A 25,234-nucleotide genomic window follows, 5' to 3' on the forward strand; every position below is an offset into this window, starting at 1 on the left:
GCCGTCCGCTTGCTTCTTGTCGGGATGCTGGAGATCGAAGAGGGCAGAAGCGAGCAAGAAATCCGCGCGGAGATACCGAGATCCTCGTGGCGTATGCGGGTCGGTGGCCGGGTTGTGTACCCGCTCGCGTTTGCCTCGTGCTACGGGCCCTCCCACTCCAGGTACACCTTTGGGGATGCCGGATCCTATGTCATGTTCCAGCCTCAGGGTTCGTTTGTCCGCCGACACGATCCTGCCGTCGGACGCATCTCGGATCGTGCAAGAGAGGGAATACGAGAACGCCATCGCGAGGCTGGTCGCAGTTATGACCTTCGCCTCACTCTAAGTCCATTCGAATGCCATAAGGTGGTCAAGCCGGCGACTTCCGGATCACACCCAGTGGTGTGGTGGTGAAGATGGCGGAAATTGTATCCACGAGCATATTTTGGGAGTTGATCGCACGACTCATCGGAGCGCCTGGTGCATTTCGCTCAGCGCTAATCCGACGGCTCGCTGTGGCATATCTTGCCACCGCCACCGGACAAGGCTCTTGGGTTGCCGCCAACGTCATCCTGTTTGAGGAGGTGCTGCGTCTCTCTCCCACCGACCTGGGTCTGGGGCGCATGATATCGGCCATCGTCGCGATGGTTTTCGTGCTCCCCCTTTTGACACTTGCCGACCGTTTTGGTACCCGTCGTAGTGCCCGGTTAGCGCATCTCCTCCAGGTAGCCGCCATCGCCGCGATGTACGCAGTAACCGGATTGTGGAGCTACGTTGCCCTGCTCACCGTCTTGACAGTCGTGCGGCGTATCGCCGATACGCTGCGCATGACCCTCAACGTTGAGCTCACATCGTCGGCGGAAGCCGGTCAGAGCCGGTCGGCCTTGCGGTCTCTCACCAACATCGGATTCGCCCTCGGTACAGGAGCCGCTGCGGCACCTCTGACGATCCGAGGACCAGCCGGCCTAGCCGTCGCCGTCGGCCTGTACGCGGTACTGGCCTTCTGTGCCTGCTGGGCTCTGCCACGAGCAGATCTCCGCAATGGCCTCAGCACTGGATCGCTGAAAGCCGACAAACCCGCGCGACAGCCTGCAGCTCAGGGTCGCGCGTCTGTCATCATGAGACAGGCCCTTGCCGACTGGCGCTTCGTCGCCGCCCTGGTCGTAGCCACCGTCTTTAGCTTTTCGGACACTGTCCTGACCCTCAGCCTCGGCTTGTGGCTGACGATTCACCACCTTGCGCCGGCATGGGTGGTCTCGCCCCTGTTGCTGTTGAATACGCTAATGGTCGTCGTCCTGCAAGCGCGCCTTGTGCGGCACGGCGACACCGCTGGGGTCATGCGTCGCTACTTCGTTCGAACGGCTTGGGCGTTGTCTGTGGCAATGGCCCTCTTCGCAGCAACCCCTGCGCTGAGGTGGCCACTGGCTGCTCTGGTACTGGTTGGCGGTACCGCCATGCTGACTCTGGGAGAGATTTTCTCCTTTGGTCTTCTGTGGGGACTGCCCGTCCTGTTCGCGCCGGAGGGGCGCCTCAACGCCTACAACGGGCTCGTGTCAACGGTAACGACCATTAGGGACACCCTCGGCCCGCTAGTCCTGGCCACCTTCCTCGCGGGGGGTGGTCCCGGACGGTGGTACGTCGGAGGAGCCGTGTTCATCGCAACTGGCGTGGTCGGATCGCTGGCTCTCCGACGTGTTCCTCACCGCGAATCTCCAGAGCAACTCGTGGAACAGGACGTCTGATGTCAAGCAAGTGGCCGGCCATCCACTGGCCGACCCCTCCCATCGACGACGGCGTGGTCAGCCTGAGCGAGTTCCGCCACGAGGACATCGAGGTCATGGTCGGCGTGTCGAGCGATCCGGCGATTCGCCAGTGGACGTCATGGCCTCATCACTACACCGAAGTCGAAGCTGCCGCGGGTATAGAACGACGCGAGAGAGACCGCCTCTCAGGCCAGGCGATCAGCTTTGCCCTGCGGCAGAAACCTGGAGGGCAGCTGTGCGGCGGCGTCGACCTGCGGGCGATTGACCGAGCGGTAGGTGTATACGAAGTTGCCTACTGGGTCGCACCGGAGTGTCGTGGCAGGTCGCTGGCATCGCATGGGCTTCAGTTGGTCTGCGACTGGGCGGGCCGGGAACTGAGCGCCAGCTGCTTCGAGGCGTTGATCCAGCCTGACAACGCATCGTCGATCCGCGTAGTTGAGCAGTTGGGCTTCCAAAGGGGTGCTCTACTGGAGGCGCACCGAGTGCGTTCAGGGCAGCCTCTTGACTTCTTCCAGTACCGCTTGTGGATGCCACTCGCCGAAGCCTCTGCCAGCCGTGGTTGACCGACACCGCCGTGTTGCCCGACAGCCTGGCGATGACCTTCGCCCGCTCGCGATCACGGGGGAACTTCGGCTCACGGAAGGTCTGTCGGCAGCCGCGTGTGGGACACACCAGGCGCCGCACCCGCACACGGAACACCACCCGGCCGTCGTCCATCGGCCGGCCGTGCGTAGGTCAGCAGCTCGCTGAACTTGGACCGCTGGAGCGGGTGGAAACGGCTGTCGGTACCCGCGTCCTCCTCGAAGACGGCCGGGTCCTCGATTCCGGCCTCGTTCAGGACGAGGTTCTGCCGGGCGGTCGACTACTGTTCGGTCGAGACCCGCTTGTAGATCAGATTCGCCACCGGGGCCGCTTCCGCGCGGATTGCGAAGCCTGTCTGTCCTCGAACCCTGTCATCAATCACCTTCGGATCCGATGGGATCAGCTCCGCCCCGGCGCCCGGTATGTCCAAGTTCATTGGATGCGGCGGCCGCCTGTCGTCAAACGATCCCTTGCCGACAGAGGCGGCGGCTGATCGGGAGCAGTCAGTCACGTGGCTGAAAGGTGGTGAGCAAGCAGTCCCCGCGTCGAGGTCGCCTGGGATCATGAAGCATGCTCCCGGATGACTGGCACCTCACCCAAGACGTCGACGACTTCCTCGCCCGAGCCGGGGACTTCCTGTCCTCGCGCGCCGCCCTGCACAACACGCCGCTGACGGACATCGAGAAGCTGCGGATACGTAGGGCGGCCGATCACGACGCCGAAGCCGCCGTTTTCGGCCGACTAGAGGCGCGGGGCGAGGTCCGCGCGATCTTCTATCTCACTCCGCGCGGACGCCTGGGCCTCACGCCTCTGTCTGTCGAGCAGACCGACACTCTCGCTGCACACCTGGCCGGCCTCGGCCACTCACCCGCCAACGTCATCGCGGACCGCGACACCGCTAGCGCTTTCGCCGAGTCATGGCAGCAGCACACGGGCGCGGCTCCGGAACCTTTCTGGCGGACGCATCTCTACCGTCTCGGCGCGCTCACCGCACCGCAGCCGCGCCCGGAAGGCCAGGGGCGCCTCACGGGCGGTAAGGACCGTGAGCAAGTCGTTCGCTGGTGCCGTGAGTTCTGTGTAGACGTCGGGGAGCAGTCCTCTATCAACTTGATCGACGCCGGCTCCTGGGAGGACTCGCGTTTCGGCGACAGGCACTTCACGTTCTGGGAGACCCCGGAGGGAACCCCTGTCTCGATGGCGGCCGCGACCTCGGTCGTCGGCGGCATGGTCCGGGTGGACCCCGTCTACACCCCGGCCCACCTCCGCGGCCGCGGCTACGCCGGAGCCGTGACGGTGGAGGTGAGCAGGGCCGCGCTGGCCGCGGGAGCGACGGACGTCGTCCTGTTCACGGACCCGGACAACCCCACCAGCAACGCCCTCTACCAGCGCATCGGGTATGTCCACATCGCCGACTTCGCCGGGTACAGGTTCTCCTACGGCGCACCACAAGCCGGGTGAGGGCCTTGATCGACCCGCACACAACTGCCACCAGTACCGGCTGGGACCCGCCACGAAGCGGCTGACGAAAGCGGCGGCGCGCACGCTGATCGGCCTTCAGGTGGTGAAACTCAGTCCTGCCCGCCGTCGTCGTCCTCGTCATCGGTGTGCGGGTCACGCAGCTGCCGCAGGCCCAGCGCGGCCGGCTGGGTGAAGGCCGACAGATCTCGCAGGCTGCGGTGGTAAGGCGCCAGTGTGCGAACATCCGCGGGTACCGCTGTGCGATCTCCACGAGCTTCGCGTGGGCCTTCCGGCGGCTTGCGAGCCGCTTGTACTTCTTGCGGATCCAACGCACCAGGGAGGTCGCTGGGATACGGGCGGTGTCGCGTCATGTTTCGGTAGTACCGTCGAGCAGGTCGCCTCCCCAGGGCGCAAACGAGGCCAACCGAGGGCACGTTGGGGTCAGACAGGAACTAGCGGAACGAAACGGGTCGTCGAATGACGACGAATCCCTCCCCCCGCATCAGGCACATCTGTCCGCTGGAGATCGTTCGCAAAGACCCTGGTCAGCGAGGCTTCCAAGTCCACCGAAGCGGTGGGCGATCGAGCGCACGTTGTCGTGGATCACCGCCCATCGGCGCCTCGCCAGGGACTACGAGACCAGTCCGGCCCACGCGGAGTCCATGATCCGCTGGGCGATGATCGGTGTCATGGTTCGTCGTCTCACCCGCGGTTGTCCCGCGAGGCGGCTGGGCCCGCGCCCGCTCGTACGACAGCCCTGGTAAACGGTGCCCCCACTGTCAGCCACCGCAGTCGCAGCTCACAGGTCACGAGTGCTGCGAGGTCAAAGACCGCGCACCGGTCGGTCGTGGACGGAGAATCGCCGCACGGTCGCACCGCCGGAACAGCGTACGGGTCTTCCTGCGCCATCCGCTGAACACCCACACGGACGCCCGGCTCACCGAGCGGCTTCTCCCGCCGCTGAGGTCTGTGAGCCGACCAGCGGCTCACCACGTGGCACGGACGGGCGCGCGAGGGGACCTGCCTACGGGCTCGAACGAGCGGTCGCCCGGGTATGAGCCCCTCCCCCGCCACGGGTGCTGGTCGTGCCGCAGCCATCCAGGCATTGCAACCATGCAACTGCGAGCATATGCTCCTATCGGCGGAGAGGGATACCTCCTGCCGCAGGAAGGCGACATGCCCCGCGCGCACAGTCCGGCAATGCGGCCGTGCCCACCGGAGCGACAGCACGCCGACCGGAACAGAGGAGTCCTTATGATCGCCCTTGTCAAGAAGAAGGCGCTCGCCGCTGCCGCGGTGATGGCCATGGTCGGCGGCATCACCGCGGCCGAAACACTCTCCGCCGATGCGGCCACTCCAGAGTGCGGCGACAGCTGCATCAAGATCTACAGCGCCGGGTACGGCAGCTCACAGCAGCCGAACCTGGTGGAGACCGTGTATCGGGGTGTGGCGAGGGTCGGCCAGCCCACCACGATGCGCCCCGTCAGCACGTCCGACCCGGCCGGGGACATCGTCGGGCACCGCGCGGGCCTGGTGTCCGACTTCCACGAGGACGGCCTCGTGTCCGCCGAGGTGAACCAGCACTACGGCAGCCTGCGCGCGGTGGAGGTCGAGTACGCGCCGCACGGCAAGCGCACAGGCCTGTGCGCCGGTCTGGCTCACACCGCGTACCAGTACGAGGGCCTCACCCTCCAGAAGTGCGGTGTGTCTGCCCAGACGGTGTGGATCATCGACACCAAGGACTCCCCCTCAACCGCCTCGCAGGGACACTTCCCTCTCGTCAACGGCTCGACGACGAACTTCGACCACCCCTACGCCATGACCTTCCACCATGACTCGTATGCGCACACGGGTTGGCGGATGGGACGCTCCGGGCACCACCGCACCGCAGTCCCCTCGCAGATCCGGGTCGCCAGGCTGATGGGCAACCCGTCCCACGTCCCCGACAGCCAACTTTGGGGCACGACGAAGTAGCGAGCCGTACGTCCCCCTGAGGTGCCACCGGCCAGGGGCGACGACTCCCCGGCGCTCAGCTGCGGATCACCGACGTCGACGGTGCGGCCGTTCCTTGCGGACGATCAGCCGCATCCCTTCGGCCAGGTGCTCGGATCGGGCAGCGGCCCCGGGCCGAACCGCTCCCTCGGCGGCGTGCCGGACGTCCCCTGCGGGGCCATGATGAGATTGCCCGGCCGCCGTGGGAGCGTCGGGCGGGAAGGGGCAGGCGATGGAGCTGTTCCCGCCGGTGCCGTTGGCGGAGTGGCAGGACACCAAGGAGACGCTGCACCGCTTCGCGCAGATCGTCGGCAAGATCCGCTTGGCCGCGAGCGCCCGGCGCAACCACTGGTGGAACGTCCCCTTCCATGTCACTGGGCACGGCATCACCACCCGTCCGATGGGCCAGGTCGACGGGAATCCGATCTTCACGATCGACTTCGACTTCGTCCGCCACCGGCTCGCCGTCATGACGCTGGACGGCGAAGAGCGGTCCTTTCCGCTTCCGGGCCAGTCCGTCGCATCCTTCTACGACCAGACCCTGGCCGCTCTGGCCGCGCTCGGCGTCCGGGTCGACATCGCTACTCCCAGGCCCTTCGATCTGCCCGACACCGACCGGCCGTTCGCCGAGGACACCGAGCACGCGACCTACGACCCGGTGGCCGCAAACCGCTACTGGCGGGTGCTCAGCCAGGTGGCGTCCGTGCTGGAGGAGTTCGCGGCGGGCTTCTCGGGCAAGACCAGCCCGGTGCACCACTTCTGGCACACCTTCGACATCGCCCACAGCCGGTTCTCCGGGCGCCAGGTCGACCAGCCCGGGCAGGTCGACCCCGTCACCCGGGAGGCGTACTCCTCGGAAGTGATCAGCTTCGGTTTCTGGTTCGGCGACGACACCTTCGCCGAGCCCGCGTTCTACTCGTACACCGCGCCCGAGCCCGCCGGCCTGGCCGAAGCGCCGCTCAGCCCGGCGTCCGCACAGTGGGTGGCGCGCGGCGACAGCCACCTGGCCGTGCTGCGTTACGACGCGGCCCGCGCCGAGGCCGATCCACGTGCCGCCGTGCTCGCCTTCTACGAGAGCGCCTACCAGGCCGGGGCCGGACGCGCCGGATGGGACATCGCGGCGCTTGCGTGCCCCGGCGGAATCACGGACCCGGTCCGTCGCGTCTGACGGATTCGGTCAGCAGTTCAGTGCAGGGCAGTGGTCAGGCTTCGGTATCGGTGCGCGCCAGGATGCCCTTGAGCAGGCCCGTGGACTGGCCGACCTCGATGAGGTAGCCGTCCGGGTCGCGCATGTAGCAGCGCAGCTCGGCGCGCCGGTCGATGGGCGCGGTGAGGAACTCGGCTCCCTTGGCGCGGGCTGCCGCGTAGAAGCCGTGGATGTCCGCGACCCGTACGTTCAGGAAGCTGGAGACGGTGTGGCGGTCCTCCGGCGGGCGCAGGACGACGTCTGGTTTGTCATCGGTGGGCCCGCCGCCGGGGTTCATGATGATCCAGCTGTTGGCGACCTTGATGATGCAGGGGTTCTCCTCCAGCACCACCTGCCCGCCCAGCACATCGGCGTAGAACGCCCGCGAGCGAGGGACGTCGCCGACCGTGAGGAAGTGCGTGAGCAGCAGACCCTCGGCCGGTGCGGGAAGGTCGTCGGCCGAGGCGCCGGCGGCGATGAAATCGGACATAGGGCGAGCGTATGGCGCGCATGGCCGTGCGGCATTCTCAACCGGTGCGCTTCTTGACCAGGGAAGTGCCTCCGGATGGTGCGGGAACAAGGACCTCGGCAATCCTCGTTCTCGCCGGTCAGCGGGGCTCTTGTGTACCCGCCGCGACGCCACGGGTCGGCGCCCGTTCAACGGTCGCAGGGCCGACGCCATACCGGGTGCACAGGCCAGTCGGGGCCACGCACGAGGGCCTCTCCCGTCTTCCAGCCCTCGACGTGCGCTCGAGCAGACGCCAGAGGATGCCCGGGGCCACCAGGTGAGGCACAGTGGTCGCATCCGCCCCATGATCCTCGAGGGATGGCATGTAGCAGGCCGCAGTTCCCGACACCGACAGGGAAGCCCCACCCCCCGCCAAGCTGCCGCTGTTCACGCTCACGGCGATGGTCGTCGGGTCGATGGTGGGCGCCGGGGTGTTCTCGCTGCCCGCGCGGTTCGCGGAGGAGACGGGGGTCGCGGGGGCGATGATCGCCTGGGCCATCGCCGGCACGGGCATGCTGATGCTCGCCTTCGTCTTCCAGTCCCTGGCCGTCCGCCGGCCCGATCTGGACGCCGGTGTGTACGCGTACGCCAAGGCCGGCTTCGGCGAGTACCTGGGCTTCTTCTCAGCCTCGGCTACTGGGCCAGCGCCTGCGTCGGCAACGTGACGTACTGGGTCCTGATCATGTCGACCATCGGCTCGGTCTGGCCGGAGCTGGGCGACGGTGACACCGCCGTGGCGGTGGTGCTGTCCTCCGTCGGGCTGTGGGCCTTCTTCTGGATCATCCGGCGCGGCGTGAAGGAGGCCACGGCCATCAACAGAATCGTCACGGTGGCCAAAGTCGTCCCGATCCTGATCTTCATCCTCCTGGCCCTGGTCTACTTCGACGCCGGTGTCTTCGCGGACAACTTCCAGGGCGAGGACTACGCCGGTTCGCTCTTCTCCCAGGTGCGCGGCACCATGCTCGCCACCGTGCTCGGCTTCCTCAGCGTGTTCGCCGTCTTCCGCCGGTGACCATCGTGTCGTACGGCATCCTGCCGATGGGTGAGATCGCCGCGCTGCGCCAGCCGTCCATGGCCGGAGTCCTGGAGTCCGCCGTCGGCACCTGGGGCCGGGTCTTCATCAGCGTCGGGCTGATCGTGTCCGTCCTCGGTGCCTATCTGGCCTGGACCCTGATGGCCGCCGAGGTGCTCTTCGTCGCCGCCCAGGACGACGACATGCCGCGCTTCCTGCGCCGTGCCAACGCCGTCGACGTGCCCGTGCCCGCCCTGCTGATGACGTCGCTGCTCACCCAGGCGGTGCTGATCTGCACCAGATTCTCGGACGACGCCTTCAACTTCGCGCTCAACTTGACCAGCGCTCTGTCACTCATCCCGTACCTGCTGGCGGCGGCCTTCGCCGTCAGGATCGGCACCCGTGCCAGCCCCCGCACCACCGGGGGCAGGACGTCCCGGCGCGAGCTGACCGTCGCGGTCGTCGCCACGCTGTACACCGCGTTCCTGCTGTACGCGGCCGGGCTGAAGTTCCTCCTCGTGTCGTTCATCCTCTACGCCCCTGCGACCCTGCTGTTCGTCATGACCCGTCGCGAACAGGGCCGTCGGCTGTTCTCGCCCCGTGAACTCGTCGTCCTGGCCGTCTCCGTCGTCGGCGCGGTCGTCGGCGTGGTGGCCCTGGCCGCCGGATGGATCAGCCTGTGAGCTTCGCCCCTCCCACCCCGCACCCTCCAAGGAGGCCGCGTGACCAGCAACGACAACGTCACCGGAGCCGCGCTCGGCGTCCACTCCGAGGTCGGCAGGCTCCGCAAGGTCCTGGTGTGCTCCCCCGGTCTCGCGCATCGGCGGCTGACCCCCACCAACTCCGATGAGCTGCTCTTCGACGACGTGATGTGGGTGCAGAACGCCCAGCGCGACCACGCCGACTTCGTCGCCGGACTCACCCAGCGGGGGGTGGAGGTGGTCGAGTTGCACGACCTCCTCGCACAGACCATGGCGATCGCGGAGGCGAAGGCGTGGCTCCTGGACCGGAAGATCGTGCCGAACCGGGTCGGTATCGGCCTGGTGGACGCCACCCGCGGCTACCTGGAGACGCTCGAGCCGCGGCGGCTGGCCGAGTACCTCATCGGCGGGCTCGCCACCAGCGAACCTGCCGGGGGACTGCCGCTCCGGATACTTCGCGCTCGCCCTGGAGTCCACCGGGGCACGCGAGTACCTGATGCCGCCGCTGCCCAACACCCTGTACACCCGGGACACCACCTGCTGGCTGTACGGCGGCCTCACCCTCAACCCGTTGTACTGGCCCGCGCGGCACGACGAGACGCTGCTGATGAAGGCGATCTACACCTTCCACCCCGACTTCAAGGGTTCGACGGTGTGGTGGGGGGACCCCGAACTGGACTGGGGCCAGGCTACCTTCGAGGGCGGCGACATCATGCCGGTCGGCAACGGTGTCGTTCTCATGGACATGAGCGAGCGCGCCTCCCGGCAGGCCATCACGCAGGTCGCCGCCGCCCTGTTCCGCGAGGGCGCCGCCGAGCACGTGATCGTCGCCGGGATGCCGAAGCTCAGGTCCGCCATGCACCTGGACACGGTCTTCACCTTCGCCGACCGGGACGTCGTCACGCTCTACCCCCGGATCACGGACGCGGTGCACACCTTCTCGCTGCGCCCCGCCGACCGGGCACCCGGCTTCGACGTCGTCGACGAGGGCACGACGCCCTTCGTCGAGGTGGTCGCCAAGGCGCTCGGGCTGTCCGCGCTGCGGGTGGTGGAGACCGGCGGCGACGTGTATGCCTCCGAACGCCAGCAGTGGGACAGCGGCAACAACGCGGTCGCCGTGGAGCCCGGCGTGGTGTTCACCTACGACCGCAACACGCTCACCAACGCCCTGCTGCGCGAGGCCGGCGTCGAGGTCGTCACCATCGTGGGCGGCGAGCTGGGGCGCGGGCGCGGCGGGGGCCACTGCATGACGTGTCCGCTGGCACGGGACCCGGTCGATTACTGATCATTGCGGGACATCCCTCAGGCAGGTCAAGTGTCGCAACCGAGGCTTTCGGGAACCGTGCCCGGCCGGCGCGAGGGCATGTCGGCTACGCGCCGGTATGGAGGTATGCGGCCCACACGTATGGCGTCGCCGGATAGCGGTCACGGATCGCCCTGACCGTGTGGTGTAATGCGATCGCGGCTCGGTCGGGGTCGAGGCTGCGTGTTCGCTCCGTGGTCAGGTGGGTGTAGAACGACTCGGCGATCTCAGCGGCGAGACGATCGTCGATGGACCAGAGGGTTCCGATGACGTGGGGAAAGCCGGCGAGTTGGAAGGCGCTGGAGAGGTGGATGGCCTCGTCGAACGAATTGCGGCTGATGGGGCTCGCCGTGGTGCAGGCCGCCAGGTAGGCCAACTGCGCCTGTTTCAGGTCGAGTCGGGTGAGCGCGGCCACGGTCAGGGGCGTTGTGGCGTGATCGTGCAGGAGGAGGCGGCTCTGGGAGGGGTTGGTGTAGGGCGCACCGTGGCAAGCGAAGTGGGCAATGGCGCAGTGCGGGAGCCGGGACAGCACGGCGGCCGCGGTGGGGGTGTCGGCGCTGGGCGGCAGGAGGGTGCCGTCCCGGGGCGGTGTGGGTTCGGTGAGTTCCACCGGGCTGTGGAGCAGCGGTCGGATTCGGCGGATCTCCTCGGGGACATGCCGCAGGGGCTCGTGCCCGGGCGTCGTCGGCATGGCCACGATCAGGGACGGGGAGTGGCCGGACGGTCGGCGCCGACGTCGTCGGGCGTGGTGCAGGGCGCGGATGGTGGGGGTGTAGGAGGACACGACCCGGTCCATGACCGTGCGGCGGGCGGGGCCCTGCTCGGGGTCGGTATGGTAACCGGCAGCGTGCAGCGGCAGGATCCCGAGGATTCCGCCGGGCGCCCACCACACGCGTGGCAGGGGCTGCCCGTCCTCAACCGGCGCGACCGCCTCGCCCAGGGCGGACAATACGGGCTCGGCAACCGCATCCCACAGCCATTCCAACGTCTCGCGCAGGGTCTGCTGGGCGGCACGCCGGTCGGCGTCGGGCGCTGTCGCGGAGTACAGGGCCGCCATGAAGTTCGATGTCCGGTCGAACAGGGCGTCCCAGGTCAGTTCCGGCAACGGGCATGAGGTGATGCCGCCGCCGGTGAGCAGAAGTGCGTCGCTGCGGTACCGGCTCACGACGAACGTCACGACGGGGCCGTGCCGGGCATCGGCCAGCAGATCATCCAGTGTCGGCGGAAGGCCGAAGTCGGCGAACCCCTCGCAGGCGCGGATGCGCTCCAGCAGCGCGCCGAGTTCGGTGGCGAGCGCCTGGCGGTCCCGGCCGAGCCGGGTCGCCTGGACCGCGTCGAGCGGGGAGTCCGGCGTGGCCGGGTCCCGGTCCAGCAGCTCGCGGACGGCAATCAGCCGCCGGGCCAGTTCAGGCTGGCGGTCGTGGAGTTCGCTCAGGTCGGTGCGGATACCCAGCGCTTGGGACATCATCACCGCGCGGCCGGCCTCGATCAGGCGCAGCGCCCGGGCCGCGCGCGATTGCGCTGTGCCGGAGGGGTCGGCCAGCGCGAGGGCCGCCGCCTCGTCGGCGAGGCCGAAGGCTCTGTGGTAGAGCGCGCGCTGCTGGTCGTCGCGGGTCATCCGCGGCGGCACCACCTCCGGCAGCATGAGCACCGCCCGGTACAGCAGGCCCGCTGCCCGGGCCGGATCCGAGGCGGCGATCTTGCGTGCTGCCCCGCGTGCCTCGACGATGCGCATCCACGGCGGTGCCGTCTCGTCTTCGGCCACGCGTTCGGACAGGGCCAGGGACTCCGCGCCGTCGGCCGGCTGTCCGGTCTCCCTGAAGCGTTCTTCCAGCGTGCGCGCGAGATTCGACAGGTAGGAGCTCCTGGCCGGAGTGTTCTCCGGCACGGCACGGACCGCCGCGCGCCCTGACTCGACCGCTTCGTCGAGGTCCGCCACATCTGCCGAGTGGCCGAAGCGCAGGCGCAGTGACAGACCGAGATTCGACAGGAGACCTGCCCGCACCGGATGGTCCTCGGGTGTGCTGCGGACCGACTCCCGACCTGCCTCCACGGCCTCGTCTATGTCCGCTGCCTCCCCTTCGAGGATGTAGCGCTCGCGGAGGGAGGCAGCGAAGTTCGACAGGATCGCTGCCCGGTGGAGGCCGTCCTGCCGGCCGGCCACGACAGACACACGGCCCGCTGCCACCGCCTCGTCCAGATGCCTGGCCTCTCCGTTGTACTCGAACAACTCGCGTAGCGAGACGCCGAGTCGGCTTTGGTAGCCCGCGTGCATGGGGTCGTCGCGCCGGGTCCCCTGGGCTAGATTGCGGTAGAGCCACACCGCTTGGTCCAGGTCCAGGAACTCCCGCGTGCGGTCGAACCGCGCCATCAGGCAGTTGGCGAGGGTGTTGAGGTACTTGGCGTAGTCCGGGTGCCGATGGTCGGCGGCGTGCGTGGCGGCCTGTGCCATTTCCACCGCCTCGTCGGCGTCTTCCAACTCGCCCGTCCGATCGAAACGGTCGATCAGAATGCGGCCGAGGTTGTGCAGGCAGTTGACGTGGTCGGGGTGGCCGGCGGACGTCGCGCGGACAGCGGCCCTGGCGATCTCCACGGACTCGTCCAGATCCGACAGCCTGCCCGTCCGCCCGTACCGTTCGCCCAGACAGGCGCAGAGGCCGGAGAGGTGGTTCGCGTACTCCTGGTAGTCAGTGGGTGTAGCTGCCACTGCGGCGCGGGCGACCTCGACGGCCTCGTCCAAGTCCACGAGACTCCCGTCGTGCAGGAACCTCGTCCTCAGCGAGAGAGCGAGAGCGAACAACGCGTCCGGGTGCTCGCGCGACGTGGCACGGACGGCGGCGCGGGTCACCTCGACGGCCTCGTCCGTACTCCCCCGCCCGCCATCGTGCTCGAGCCGGCGCAGCAGGTCCTGGCCCAGCGCGAGCAGAGCGTCGGCGCGCTCCGGGTGCCCCTGGGGCGCGGCACGCACCGCTGCTCGCCTCGCTTCGAGTGCCTCGTCCGCGTCTGCGGGGTTCCCCGCGGACGCGTACCGCTCGTTCAACGCGAGGGCGACTCTGGTGAGGCGGGAGACATGAAGTGGGTCGCTTTCAGGCGTTGCCCGCACGGCTGTGCGCCCCGCTTCGATCGCCTCGTCGATGTCCGCGGGCTCCTTGGTGCGCAGGAACCGGACCCGCAGGATGTCGCCGAGCATGTACTGCCACTCGGCATGGTCGGGATCGCCGAGGTGCGTGCCCTGCGTACCGGCACGCGCGACCTCCACAAGCTCGTCGAGGTCCGCTGCATGCTCTGCATGAGCCCATCGGGTCTTCAGGACGTTACTCAGAATCTTCAGGCATAGGACGCGGACGGGGTGGCCATCGGGTGCGGCTTGGACGGCGGTGCGGGCGGCCCGCGTGGCGCCGTCCAGGTCACGCGCGTCTCCGGAACGCTCGAACCGTCTGCGTAGCAGTACGGCGAGATTGGACTGGCATGTGATGTGGTCCGGGTGGCTCCTTGGGATGTTGCGTGTGACGCGTCGCCACAGCGCCACGGAGAATGTCAGAAGCTCCAGGGACATGGAGGCAGTCGTTGCTCGCCGGGACAAGTCGGTCGCGGTGGGAAGGGCATACTCGGCCAGCGTGGTGAGGAGCTCGGACGGCAGGTCTTCGTCTTTTCCCGCGATGAAGCACTGCGCGAAGAACTCCGTCGCGGCACGCTGATCCTGTCCGGCTACTGCCGAGGGAAGGCTCTGGGCACGCCAATGGTGGAACCAGCCCAGTGCGTGTGCTGCCTCTACGTCGATCGCAGGCCCGGCGACGTGCCGCATGAGCCGGTGTGCGTCGGCACGCGCGGAGGCTTCCAGGACTGCGTCGCGATGACCTGAGGCCGCACGTTCCACCCGGTCCCGTACGACTGCCAGAAGTTCTTCACGCTGCCCCACTGACGCCCCTCCCGCCACCGCATGCAGTCAACTACTCCAGCATGAAGGACAGTTGCCGGGAAAGGGCAAGATTGGAGAGCATAGCGGTATCAGGACGACCCGAGTGAGGCACCAGGCCTTCACCTGGTCGATCGGATGAGCGCGTCCAGAGTTCGCCGCTGCAACGGGGGTACGGAGTGCTTGACCAGCACGACGGCGGGTGGAACGCCGGGTGGCACGAGGACGTCGCTTACGTGTGCGAGCAACTCGAGACCATCCGCGCAACGTTGAGGGATCACAGCCCACAAGGCACAGCTCCACTGGAGCAGGTGCTCGCGGCTCTGGCGGCCGGAGACGCCCCCACCGCGCCCCTCGCCGAACTCCACGAGGCGCTGCTGGTCGCCGGCGACGCCGCAGGTGTCCTCGGCCGAGCCCGTGGTCTGAACCTTGTGGGTTCTGATCTTGGTACCCCCGACGAGGACGTGCTGCTCTGCCCGACCCGTCAGTGCTCCCGGCACGCGTGGCCCGACTCCCCGGAGGTGCCGCGCTGCCGGATCAGCGGGCAGCGGTTGCGCAGAGAGCGTCTGTAGCCGTGGGCGGGTTCCTCAACGCCTTGGGGCAGAAATTCGCCGAGCGTTGGCTGACCCTGCTCGTGCTGCCCGGAGCGTTGTTCCTGGTGACCGCCACCGCTGCGCGTATCCTCGGCCAGGCCGGCGCCCTGGACGTCCACCGCCTCACGAAGCAGATCACCTTCTGGGCCGAGGCCCCCGCAGTGAACTCCATCGGCGGGCAGGTCGTCCTCCTCCTGGCGTTCCTCGCCGCATCGGGGGCGGCGGGGCTGGCCGCTCAGGGCCTCGGCACGCTGATCCGGCACGCCGCACTCGCCGCCGGCTGGCGGACCTGGCCGCGTCCACTACGACGGTGGGCCCAGGCCCGGGTCACCGCCCGGCGGGCCGGATGGGACACCGCGCACCGTCGCTACCGGCGGCAACTGGACGCCGACGCCCGCACGCTGGCCCGCGACGGCCGCCGGGCCGACCCCGCCGCACGCCAGGTCGCGTACCAGGCGTTGCGGCGCATCGCCACGGAGACACCGGACCGGCCCACCTGGAGCGGTGACCGGATCCACTCCGTCTCACTGCGTCTGGAACGCGACCACCACCTCGACCTGCCGGCGGTGTGGCCGCATCTCTGGCTCGTCCTTCCCGACACCACCCGCGCCGAGATCACCGCAGCAGAGCAGGCCCTCACCCGCGCCACCACGCTGGCCGGTTGGTCCCTGCTCTACGCGCCGCTCACGGTGTGGTGGTGGCCCGCCACCCCCGTCTCCGCCGCGCTCCTTCTCACCGCCAAGTTCCGGGTGCGCAGCGCGATCGACATCTACGCCCAACTCGTGGAGGCAGCCACCCGCCTCCACCTCACCGACCTCGCGGCGCAACTGGGCATGGACCACACGGGCCCGGTGGACGCAGCGCTCGGCGAGGCCCTCATGCAGCGACTGCGCGCCCGAACCCCCGTGTACGCGGCCGGGGACGGCGCTGCGCCCGGTTGAACTCGGCGGCGACGCCGTCGATCGGAGCGGAGGCCTCGGTCCCGCCCATGGAGGACCGACGTGCCGACGTACGAGGCCTGCCGGTGCACGCCGGGTCGACGGGGCAGGGCAACAGGACATCGAAGCCGTAGTCGAACGGTTGGCATGCCGTGCCGCCTGGTAGCCACCGCCAGCTTCCGCCCGCACGTGCTGTTCGACGTCGGTCGGGTTCCCTGGCAAGTTGTTTTCGATCACGTCCTTGCCGGACTCTCTCACGAGGTGCCGACAGCGGTGGTCTCGTCTTCGTGCGGCGACGCGAGAGCCCGGAAAGCAGGAGGGCGGAACGTGGGAGGATTGCGAGAGTGATGGCAAGAACCAGTGACATCGAGAAGGCGGCCGAGGTGCTGCGCGCCGGCGGCCTGGTGGCCCTCCCGACCGAGACCGTCTACGGTCTGGGAGCCAACGCCGAAGACCCTGCCGCCGTGGCGCGCATCTTCCAGGTCAAGGGACGACCGCCCACCCACCCGCTGATCGTCCACATCGGCGGCGCGGATCACCTGGACACCTGGGTCCAGGACGTGCCCGCGACGGCGCGCCTGCTGGCCGAACGCTTCTGGCCGGGACCGCTCACGCTGGTCCTGCGGCGCGGTCGCCGGGTGCCCCTGGAAGCGACGGGGGGGTTGGAGACGGTGGCCGTGCGCGTGCCCGACCATCCCGTCGCCCTCGCGCTGCTGTCAGCCTTCGGCGGCGGTGTCACGGCCCCGTCCGCCAACCGCTTCGGCTCGGTCAGCCCGACCACGGCGGACCATGTCCGTGCCGAGCTGGGTGATGCCGTCGACTTCGTACTGGACGGCGGCTCCTGCGAGGTCGGTGTCGAGTCGACCATCGTCGACGTCACGGGCGAGATCCCGAGTGTCCTGCGGCCCGGCGGGGTGACGCGCGAAGACCTCGAAGCGGTGCTGGGGTGCCCGCTTGCGGTCCCCGCCACCAGCCGCATTCGGGTGCCCGGTCAGCATCCGTCCCACTACGCACCGCGCGCGCGGGTCGTCCTCGTCGAGCCGGAGAAGGTCGTCGCCGAAGCGGAGCTGGCGCAGGAGCTGGGGCACCAGGTGGGCGTCTTTCTGCCTGCTTCCTCCGCCGATGCTGCGGTGAAGGCGCACGCCGTGGTGACGGTCCCCGGTTCGATGGCCGCCTACGCGCGCGGGCTGTACGGGTTCCTGCGCGAGCTGGACCAGCAGGGGTGCGACCTCATCATCGCGTCGTTGCCGGTGGAGGAGGGGCTGGGACTGGCCATCGCCAACCGGCTTCGCCGCGCCGCGGGGCCCCGGCCCACCACGTGACCATCACCGACGCCGTGCCTTCGCGAAGCGGTTTCCCGACCGCGGCTGCGTAAGGCCGCACGATGCAGGAGATGTGGGCGGCCTGGGTACTCGCGTGGGTGTCAGGGTCCGGGAGGGACGGCGCGGGCCAGGGGTTCCAGGTCTCCGTAGAGGGCAGCGTGGAGTGCGGCGGCGAGTTCGCGGGCTCGTTCCTCGTTCCGCAGGCCGTGCATCATGAAGTAGACCGGTCCCGTGTGCGCACCGAAATCGGCCTCGCGGTTGTGGACCAGGCGGGTGATCGCGGCCCGGATGGCATCGTTGACGGCATCGGCGACCGTGTGGCCGGAGCCGGCGGTGAGGGTGTCCGCCTTGACGGTCCACCGCTGGCCTTCGGATTCGATGGCGACGAATACAGCGTTGTGCGCCATGGCGTTGCGGTAGGCGTCGTGGAAGGCGTTGGTCCCGGTGGCGTACGGGATGAGGTGAGCGGGGCAGGGAATCGGCAGTGACTGCACCTGTGCATTCTGCCCAGGGGTGACGTCGATTCGCACCCGTGACGCGATGGCGGGTCACGTTGTAGATCATCTTTGCCTCGAACCAGCGGCTTTCGTCTTCTCGCCACCCCTGACACGGCACCGGTGACGATCAGGGCCGCTGCACGCGAGCGCCGTGTCGCCTCCTGCGACGTCACCACGACAGGCAGGACACGCCGCCGTCAACCGCGAGGGCGTCCCGCGGCGAGGGAGGCGGCCTCGACCGCCGGAACCTCCGTCAGGCGCCCCGCCGTCGCTTTCTCCGACCGTGGCACACCACGCTGAGCCGCCACGGCCGGGAGCGGTCAGGATGCGACGGGGACTGCCGCGTCGAGCCCGCGGGAGGCGACGAGCTGTGCGCTGCCGTCGGCCAGGCGGTAGCACAGGCCCACCACGGCGGCCTGCCCGGCGGCGACCTTTTCGGCGAGGACCCGGGAGCGGTCCAGCAGCAGGTCGACGGTGTGCCGTACGTGCTCGGCGAGGATCTCCTCGGGCTCGACCTGTCCGGCGGCCCGTGCCGCCAGCACGCTGGGGGTCACCCGTTCGACGACGTCCCGGATGTATCCAGCCGGTGTCATGCCGTTCTCCAACGCGGCGCACGCTGCGCCGACCGCGCCGCACGAGTCGTGACCGAGCACCACGACCAGGGGGCAGCCCAGCACGTCCACGCCGTACTCGATGCTGCCCAGCACTTCCGGCCCCATGACGTGGCCGGCGGTCCGCACCACGAACAGGTCCCCCAGGCCGCGGTCGAAGATGATCTCGGCGGCCAGCCGGGAGTCGGAGCACCCGAACAGCACGGCGAAGGGCTGCTGGCCCGGTACGGTCTCGGCGCGGCGGGTGGCGTCCTGGTTCGGGTGTTCGGGGGCACCCGCGACGAAGCGCTGGTTACCGGCCAGCAGCAGCTCGAAGGCGTCGCAGGGCGTCGGAGTCTGCATCTCGGTCATGACCGCAGCTTACGAGCCGGCACCGGCCGTCGCACCGCCTGGTCTCCTCTCCTCTGTCACCGCCGGGTCGGCCGAGGCCGACGGCTTGGGCATCATCCCCAGGCGTCCGGCCAGGACGGCCTCGACGTGGTTCCTCAGGGCACGACGCAAGTGCTCCGCCCCATCCGGCCGGCCGACCAACCACGCTGCCCGGCCGCCGTGGTCCGGGGTCCTCCGCTCGTGCTCCACACCCGCCCAACGAGCCAGGTACCACGCACGCTGTTCGGCCGAACGAGGGGCAGAGCCGTCCTGCGATCCTCCCAGCCGTGGTGCCAGGCGGAGTCGAGGTGGAAGGCGCCTTCTGTGAACTACGAGGTCGGGAGCGGATCAGGGCCGCGGAATCGTGCTGCCGTCAACTCCTCACGCAGCGACGCCGCGATGAGGTAGGTCGGCTCTGCGGAACGGCCGCGGCCGGTAGCCGTCGCTTCCGCACGGTCCAGGCGATGACCTGGAGGATCGCCTGGCCGGTCGTGTACCGGCGGGCGTCACCGGGCACAGCTCCCCCACGGGCCCGGCTCGTCCACCGCCCCGCTCGGTTCCCGGATCCGTCCGCAGGTTCCTCACGCGGACCGGGCGGCCGCTCCGCCGCGCACTGGATGTCATCGGCACGCGCTTGCTGGAGCGTCCGTCCCGTGGACCCGGCGGTGGCCGGGTCGGTCGCCGCGGTGATGTCGCGGTGGCGGGCGAGGACCTCGTTGTCCAGGATCCCGTGCAGGCCGTGGGTGCGGGCGGACAGGCCGCTGCGGGACCGATCGCAACGCTCCGTCCGCACGGTAGGCAGCGGGCGGGGGGGGGGGGGGGGGGGGGGGGGGGGGGGGGGGGGGGGGGGGGGGGGGGGGGGGGGGGGCGGGGGGCGCCGGGCGCGCCCGCGCCCCCCCCCCCCCCCCGCCCGGCCGCGGGCCCCCGGGGCGGGGGGCCGCCCCCCCCCCCCCCCCCCCCCCCCCCGCCCCCCCCCCCCCCCCCCCCGGCGAAGGTCATCGCAGGCCGAAGGCCCGGGTGATGGTCTGGGTGATGCCTCCGCCGTTGCGCTGCTTCGCGGTGACGCGGAAGGACACGTAGCCGGCCCGGGACGGGGCATGCAGCAGCGTCTGCCAGGCGTCCTTGTTCCGCTTCAGGTCCTGCCGCCGCCAGGACGCCCCGTCGTCGTAGGAGACTTCGAGTGTGACCGAGGAGACCGCGTCCTGGGCGGCGTCGCTGCCGACGACGACGGGCGTGACGGAGAACACCGACGTGCGCTTGGCCCGCCCCGCGAGGTCCACGTCCGTTCCGTAGTCGAGCTGGACCAGCGGGATGATCTGATCGTCCGCGTTGCCGGAGAGGAAGGTCCACTCGGTGTGCGTGGTGGTGGAGTAGGGCAGGAGGTCGGTGTTGGCTCGTGTGTCGGCGACGAGCCGGTACGGGAGTTTCTGCGGTGCCAGATCACCCACTCCGAAATCCGGCCGTGCCCCGTTGCGCAGCAGCAGTTCGTCTCCCTGGTAGAGCTGGAAGCTCCGCGACATCAGGTTCGTGTCACCGCTGTGGGCGGATCCTCCGTCTCCGAAGCCCGCGAGCATGCCGCCCAGGGCGTTCCCGACCCGGTGCGGGACCTCGAAGCTGACCATGCGCGGCCGTGTGACGGGACCGAACCAGCGTTCGTTCTGCACGCTGCCCGGCCGGTAGCCGACCACGTCGGTGAAGGTCGACCAGCCGTCGACGACCGCGTACTGCTGCCACTTGGCGCCGTGTCCGGCGGACACCCAGTCGGTGCGGTGTCCCGGGGCGACCGGCTCGCGCGGGAAGGGAGGCACGCGCGTCATCCCGAACCCGGCGTAGGGGTAGGCCGCCGGCCAGTATTCGTAGGGCGGACTGTCCTCCCGGCTTTCGGTGACCTGCTTGCCGGCGGGCGGAGCGAAGTCGTTCTCGATGCGCGCGAGACTGCCGGGATCCGTAGCCGCGGAAGGGTCGTCCGGCACCCCGCCCCGGTGGTAGTCGGCCAGGTCGTACAGGTACTCCGGTGAGGGGTGCGCCTCGACCGCCAGCTTCACCCGGCTCTTTCCCGAGTCCTCGATCCTCTTGATCAGGTCTTCGCCCTCATCCTTGGTGAGCGAGGTGACGGGGATCTGCCCGGCCGTCCTGCCGTCCGGCTCGCCGTACCAGTCGATCCCGCGGCCGTCGCCGTCGTTGACCACCAGGAGCATCGCCGCACCCGCGGTGCGCGCCGCGGCTGCCTGGTCCGTGGGGGCCACCTCTGCGCTGCCGCGGACGACCACGGCCTTGCCGCGGGCGGCCAGGCCGGTGTACTCGGCGGGCGTGCCGGTTCCGGCGAAGACGGCGTCGACGTGCGTGGTGCCGTCCGGGAACTGGTGGCTTCCCGGCTGCACCAGCAAGGTGTCGTCGAGGCTGCGCCCGCGGTAGGTGATCTTCAGGGGAGTCTGCTTGGCCCGGAACCGGGTGGTGAAGACGAAACTGCCCTTCTTCACCGTGCCCTTGGTGGGGAGGGCCCACAGGCTGTCGTAGGCGGGCGAGGGCATGAGGATCTCGTGCAGGGCCTGCCCGTCGTTGGGCGTCGGCTCACTCGAGGTGAAGGAGCGGAAGAGGTCGATCCTGCTGGTGGTGACGGACGTGGGCTTGGGCGTGGCCACCTTGACCTGGCGTATGCGCGAGGCATCGAGTACGACGTCCCGGTCGCCCGTCAGGTCGAGTTCGGGGGCGGTCAGTACCGCGTATCCGAGGGAGTGGGGTCCGTGGCGGCCTTCCACATCCAGTGTGGAGACGATCGTGTACGAGCCGGGGGCCAAGCGGCTGGTGAGCGTCCCGTCCGGCACCCACATGTCGGTGGTCCTGCCGTCCGCGTCGGTGATCTCGACGTCATTGCTGACGGGCTTGCCGGACCGGTCCTTCAGATGGATCGTCAGGTCGTACTTCTCGGACTCGACGGAGAGTCCCACGGCCGTGTGGACGGCACCGGTCGCGGAACGCGCGGTGACCTGGGCGGCGTACTGGCCCGGCGCCAGCCCCGTCGGGTCCGCGACGATGCCGACCGTGGAGGTGCCGCGCGCCGGTACCGTGACCTGGGAGACGGCCAGGGTGAACACTCCGGCGGGCGAGGTGCCGCGGTCGGCCGAAAGCCGCAGCGTGATGGGGAGGTCGGTGGTGTTGCGGTAGGTGATCCGCCGCTTGACCGGCTCGCGCTTCCCGTCCGCCGACCAGGGAACGAGTCCGGCGTCCACCGATCCGCTCGCGATGACCTGGTCCCGGAGGTAGGCGGCGGCGACGTCCAAGCGTCCGGCGCCTGCCTGGTAGGGACTGTAGGCGGGGGTCAGCACGCTGGTGCTCATCAGAGCGTCCTTGATTTCCTGACCGGTCCACTGCGGATGCTTCTGGGCCAGCAGGACGGCTGCCCCGGCGACGTGTGGAGCCGCCATGGAAGTGCCGCTTTCCGAAAGGTAGTAGCCTTCTCCGCCTTGCGAGTACTGCGAGCGTGCGGCCAGCACGTCCACGCCGGGCGCGGTCATGTCGGGCTTGAGGGCGTCGTCGTTCATGCGCGGCCCGGTGCTGGAGAAGTAGGCGAGGTGGTCGGAGGTGTCCACGGCGCCGACGGTGAGGGCGGCGTCCGCGGTTCCCGGCGCGCTCACGCTGTAGGGGCTGTTCCCGGTGTTGCCCGCGGCGACGACGAAGAGGGCGCCCGTTTCGGCGCTCAGCCGGTTGAGCGCCTGGCTCAGGGGATCGTCCTGGGTGTGCCACACCGGCGTGCCCAGGCTCATGTTGATCACCTTGGCGTGCTCGGTCCGTGCCGCCCACTCCATGCCCGCGATGATCCCCGACATCGGACCGGATCCGGAGTTGTCCAGAACCTTGCCCACCAGCAGATCGGCACCGGGAGCGACTCCGCGCTCCTTTCCGCCGGAAGCGGCGCCGGTCCCGGCGACGGTGGAGGCGGTGTGCGTGCCGTGGCCGGCCCGGTCGATGACGTCTTCGTCCGCGATGAAACTCCGGGACCCCACGATGCGTGGGGCGAGGTCGGGATGGGTGGTGTCGACCCCGGAGTCCAGCACGGCGACGCGCACGCCCGCGCCGGTGCCTCCCGCGGCCCATGCCTCGGGAGCGCCGATCTGCGCCGTCGTGTCGGCCAGGGCCGCCCGCGCCTTGCCGTCGAGCCACACCTTGCCGACGCCGGCGGCGAACGACGGTGCGGCGGCGTCCGGGGCGCCGCCGGCCCGCGCCGTCGACCGCGAGGCGTCCTGGTCTGCGCTGCCGGTGAGAGCCGACCAGAAGGCGGCGGCCTTCGAGCGCTTGGTATGCACGGCCTGCGCCCCGATGGACGGAAGGTGCCGTGTGGTCCTCGCACCCGGCAGCTCGGTGTCCGCCGGCGCAGTGCTCCGGGAGGCACCGGCCTTGGCGGCGGACGTGCCCGGCGAACGGGTCATGATCAGGGGGAGGACGCTGGTGTGCGCGTCGTCGTAGCCCTGGGCCACCAGTTGTGTGACGTTGAAGAGCTGTTTGTCGAGCCGGCCGGTCGCGATGTAGGCCATGGCCTCGTCCGGATACACATAGGTGTCACCGTCCTCCACGGCGACACGTACCGATCCGTCGGCTCCCGGCGGACGCTCGACGGCCTCCACCGACACGGCGCGTTCCGGCCCTCGCGTCACCGACACCTTGTCGCCGGTGATCAACGTCACCGTGAGCGGCGCGCTCGGGGAACCGCTGTGTCCGGCCGGGGAGATGGGGGGAGGCGGCAGCGACTCGGCGCCGTGGGCTGCTGTCGGAACGACCAGGGCGGCAACAAGAAGCGAAGCCACCGACGCCGTGCATATTCGGATAAAAGGGACGCGCACATGCCCTCCAGGGTCGGCGATCGATCGAATCCGACCACCTCTCAAGGAGGCGTGTAAAGTACTTGAATATTTTACGTAGTTGACTGTACGGTTCGTATTTTCCTGTACAGACACCTTCCAACCCCGCGCAGGACAGCGCGAGTTGGCCCATCTCCTCGTCACCTTCGGCAGCGGGGACGGGGTGTCGGCGAAACGGGCGGGTTCCGGCCCGACGTCTTGTGCACGGTATGCGGTGAGCCTGGCCGTCGTTCGTTTCGCGCGTCCGGTGAACCGGCTTGATGGAAGGTCACGAACAAGGCCGGTGACTGCTTCCCGTTGGCACAGCGGATGGTGAGGGTTGGGTGCCCGCCCTACGCGTCGCTGCCGTGATCGCCCTCGGCCGGCTGGGACGCCCGTGCGTCGGCTGTCTCCAGCAGCCGCAGTGCAGGCGTGTTGACGGCTTGGGGCGTCCCCTGGCGGTCGTACTGGAAGAGGGCGATACCGTGCTGCGAGGCCCACGCAGCGGCCGGCGGGGTGTAGCCGGCCAGTGAGAAGAACAAGGCCTCCTTCTCCTTGGCGGTGGCGACGCCATGGAGTTGCTGGACCGTCGGGCGGGTGGTGGGGCTGCCCTCCATCTTCACCTGGGCCAGGCCCCGCTCGGAGATGACGTCGATTCCCTCGTCGGCGCCGACGGGCGTGGCCACCGCATCGGTGAAGCCCAGGTAACGCATCCAGTCGACGGCGATGAGCTCGGCTTCCCGCGCGGTGCGGATCAGCCGTGGCTCGGGTCGGCCCACCGGGGGTGCGGCTGGTGCGGGGAGGGCCGCGGCCTCCTCTCGGGCCGCGAGAGCGATCCACAGTCGGGGGTTGGCGACGAAGGAGAAGAGCAAGTCCCCGACCTGGAGTCCCCAGCCTTCGGTCACATCATCGGGATCGGGGTCGTATCGGTAGGACGTGCCCTTGTCCGACACCGCCGCTGCGCGGTCGGTGAGGATCAACAGTGCCGGACGCTTCGCGGACCCGCCGGTCTCCGACAGGGCGACGCACAGGATGCGCTCGTCGACGGCGACATGCCGTCGCGCGAGCCGCTCCGCCTCGGCCTGGACGCGTGGGTTGCGTGCCGCGCTGGTGCTCGACAGGCAGTACGCGATCGCCTCCTCCTGCGGCGCTCCGCGCTCCGGCAGACCCTCAAGAAGCTGACGTACCGCGCGCCGCAGGGTCTGGGCTGCTTCGGCCGCCTCACGTGCAAGAGCATCCTGCCGCTCCTGCTCGGCGCGTACGGCTTCCCTCTCGCGGATTCTGGCCTGTCGGGCCGCTTCAGCCTCGTCCCGGGCGCTGTTGCGCCGGCCCGCCGGGGTGGCGTTGAGTATCCATACGGCGATTCCCGCAACAACGACAACAGCCAGTGCGATCAGCGGGACGATCTCGGAAAAGAACAACCCGATGAGCACGACGAGGAACGCGACCACGCCCAGGAGCATGAGCAAGAGCTGAATCGTCTCCACCCAGGCATCCACCGGCGGACGCCGGATCGTCTTCTTGTCGCCGCCGGTGGCTCCGGCGTCGTTCTCGGGAGAGCGCAGTCCCGCAGCCGGCCGGCCGGATCCCGGGCAGGTCTGCCCTCCTACCTTGTGGGAGACGATGCATCCTTTGCCCACAGGCAGCTGCAGCTGGCAAACCGAACATA

Annotated in this window: 15 protein-coding genes and 3 pseudogenes; 12 read left to right on the forward strand and 6 right to left on the reverse strand. The window is 69.3% G+C overall.

All coding sequences use genetic code 11. From position 1 onward, the window contains the following. Window positions 1-494 precede the first annotated feature (494 nt). From ACGFRF_RS34295 to ACGFRF_RS34320, 6 genes and pseudogenes are all read left to right on the forward strand, one after another. Window positions 495-1,721 carry an MFS transporter gene (locus tag ACGFRF_RS34295; protein WP_393746750.1) on the forward strand — a complete coding sequence of 409 codons (1,227 nt, stop codon included), beginning with the start codon at window positions 495-497 and terminating at the stop codon, window positions 1,719-1,721. Then, a complete protein-coding gene (locus tag ACGFRF_RS34300) occupies window positions 1,721-2,305 on the forward strand; it encodes a GNAT family N-acetyltransferase (protein WP_393746752.1) in 585 nt (194 codons plus the stop codon). The genes ACGFRF_RS34295 and ACGFRF_RS34300 overlap by 1 nt, the downstream gene beginning before the upstream one ends. 589 nt (window positions 2,306-2,894) lie before the next feature. Next, entirely contained in the window at window positions 2,895-3,782 is an 888-nt protein-coding gene (locus tag ACGFRF_RS34305) for a GNAT family N-acetyltransferase (RefSeq protein WP_393746754.1), read from the forward strand. Window positions 3,783-4,301: 519 nt separating this feature from the next. Continuing rightward, window positions 4,302-4,546 (forward strand): annotated as a pseudogene (locus tag ACGFRF_RS34310) (IS5/IS1182 family transposase); the annotation flags it as partial. 490 nt (window positions 4,547-5,036) lie between these two features. Then, window positions 5,037-5,756 carry a hypothetical protein gene (locus ACGFRF_RS34315; protein WP_393746756.1) on the forward strand — a complete coding sequence of 240 codons (720 nt, stop codon included), beginning with the start codon at window positions 5,037-5,039 and terminating at the stop codon, window positions 5,754-5,756. A 250-nt stretch (window positions 5,757-6,006) separates the two neighbouring features. Beyond that, complete coding sequence (locus ACGFRF_RS34320; protein WP_393746758.1) at window positions 6,007-6,942, forward strand: DUF5996 family protein; 936 nt, start codon at window positions 6,007-6,009, stop codon at window positions 6,940-6,942. A gap of 34 nt (window positions 6,943-6,976) precedes the next feature. Here the strand turns inward: ACGFRF_RS34320 and ACGFRF_RS34325 are convergent, their stop codons facing one another. Further along, window positions 6,977-7,450, reverse strand: coding sequence for a VOC family protein (locus ACGFRF_RS34325; protein WP_384790383.1), 474 nt, complete (start codon window positions 7,448-7,450; stop codon window positions 6,977-6,979). A gap of 434 nt (window positions 7,451-7,884) precedes the next feature. Between ACGFRF_RS34325 and ACGFRF_RS34330 the strand changes: the two are divergent. The 3 genes and pseudogenes from ACGFRF_RS34330 (at window position 7,885) to ACGFRF_RS34340 (ending at window position 10,466) form a co-directional block, all read left to right on the forward strand. After that, window positions 7,885-8,480, forward strand: a pseudogene (locus tag ACGFRF_RS34330) (amino acid permease). Then, on the forward strand, window positions 8,477-9,163 hold the full coding sequence (locus ACGFRF_RS34335; protein WP_393746759.1) for an amino acid permease: 687 nt from the start codon (window positions 8,477-8,479) through the stop codon (window positions 9,161-9,163). The pseudogene ACGFRF_RS34330 and the gene ACGFRF_RS34335 overlap by 4 nt, the downstream one beginning before the upstream one ends. Before the next feature lie 39 nt (window positions 9,164-9,202). Further along, window positions 9,203-10,466, forward strand: a pseudogene (locus ACGFRF_RS34340) (arginine deiminase). Window positions 10,467-10,551: 85 nt separating this feature from the next. Here the strand turns inward: ACGFRF_RS34340 and ACGFRF_RS34345 are convergent. Further along, window positions 10,552-13,743 carry a CHAT domain-containing protein gene (locus ACGFRF_RS34345; protein WP_393746761.1) on the reverse strand — a complete coding sequence of 1,064 codons (3,192 nt, stop codon included), beginning with the start codon at window positions 13,741-13,743 and terminating at the stop codon, window positions 10,552-10,554. Window positions 13,744-14,711: 968 nt separating this feature from the next. Between ACGFRF_RS34345 and ACGFRF_RS34350 the strand changes: the two genes are divergently transcribed. From ACGFRF_RS34350 to ACGFRF_RS34360, 3 genes are all read left to right on the forward strand, one after another. Continuing rightward, window positions 14,712-14,972, forward strand: a complete 261-nt coding sequence (locus ACGFRF_RS34350; RefSeq protein ID WP_393746763.1) for a hypothetical protein — start codon at window positions 14,712-14,714, stop codon at window positions 14,970-14,972. A gap of 2 nt (window positions 14,973-14,974) precedes the next feature. Next, a complete protein-coding gene (locus tag ACGFRF_RS34355; RefSeq protein ID WP_393746765.1) occupies window positions 14,975-15,934 on the forward strand; it encodes a hypothetical protein in 960 nt (319 codons plus the stop codon). A gap of 344 nt (window positions 15,935-16,278) precedes the next feature. Further along, complete coding sequence (locus tag ACGFRF_RS34360) at window positions 16,279-17,253, forward strand: L-threonylcarbamoyladenylate synthase (RefSeq protein WP_393746767.1); 975 nt, start codon at window positions 16,279-16,281, stop codon at window positions 17,251-17,253. A gap of 101 nt (window positions 17,254-17,354) precedes the next feature. Here ACGFRF_RS34360 and ACGFRF_RS34365 read toward each other — a convergent pair whose 3' ends face one another. The 4 genes from ACGFRF_RS34365 to ACGFRF_RS34380 form a co-directional block, all read right to left on the reverse strand. Beyond that, window positions 17,355-17,747, reverse strand: a complete 393-nt coding sequence (locus ACGFRF_RS34365; protein ID WP_393746769.1) for a hypothetical protein — start codon at window positions 17,745-17,747, stop codon at window positions 17,355-17,357. 323 nt (window positions 17,748-18,070) lie between these two features. Continuing rightward, window positions 18,071-18,712 (reverse strand): carbonic anhydrase, encoded by a 642-nt coding sequence (locus ACGFRF_RS34370; RefSeq protein ID WP_393746771.1) that lies wholly within the window; start codon window positions 18,710-18,712, stop codon window positions 18,071-18,073. 1,013 nt (window positions 18,713-19,725) lie between these two features. Further along, window positions 19,726-23,532, reverse strand: coding sequence for a S8 family serine peptidase (locus ACGFRF_RS34375; RefSeq protein WP_393746773.1), 3,807 nt, complete (start codon window positions 23,530-23,532; stop codon window positions 19,726-19,728). Window positions 23,533-23,918: 386 nt separating this feature from the next. Then, complete coding sequence (locus ACGFRF_RS34380; RefSeq protein ID WP_393746775.1) at window positions 23,919-25,052, reverse strand: restriction endonuclease; 1,134 nt, start codon at window positions 25,050-25,052, stop codon at window positions 23,919-23,921. Between the last annotated feature and the right edge of the window lie 182 nt (window positions 25,053-25,234).

The sequence above is a fragment of the Streptomyces sp. NPDC048521 genome (assembly GCF_043199855.1).
Classification (GTDB): domain Bacteria; phylum Actinomycetota; class Actinomycetes; order Streptomycetales; family Streptomycetaceae; genus Streptomyces.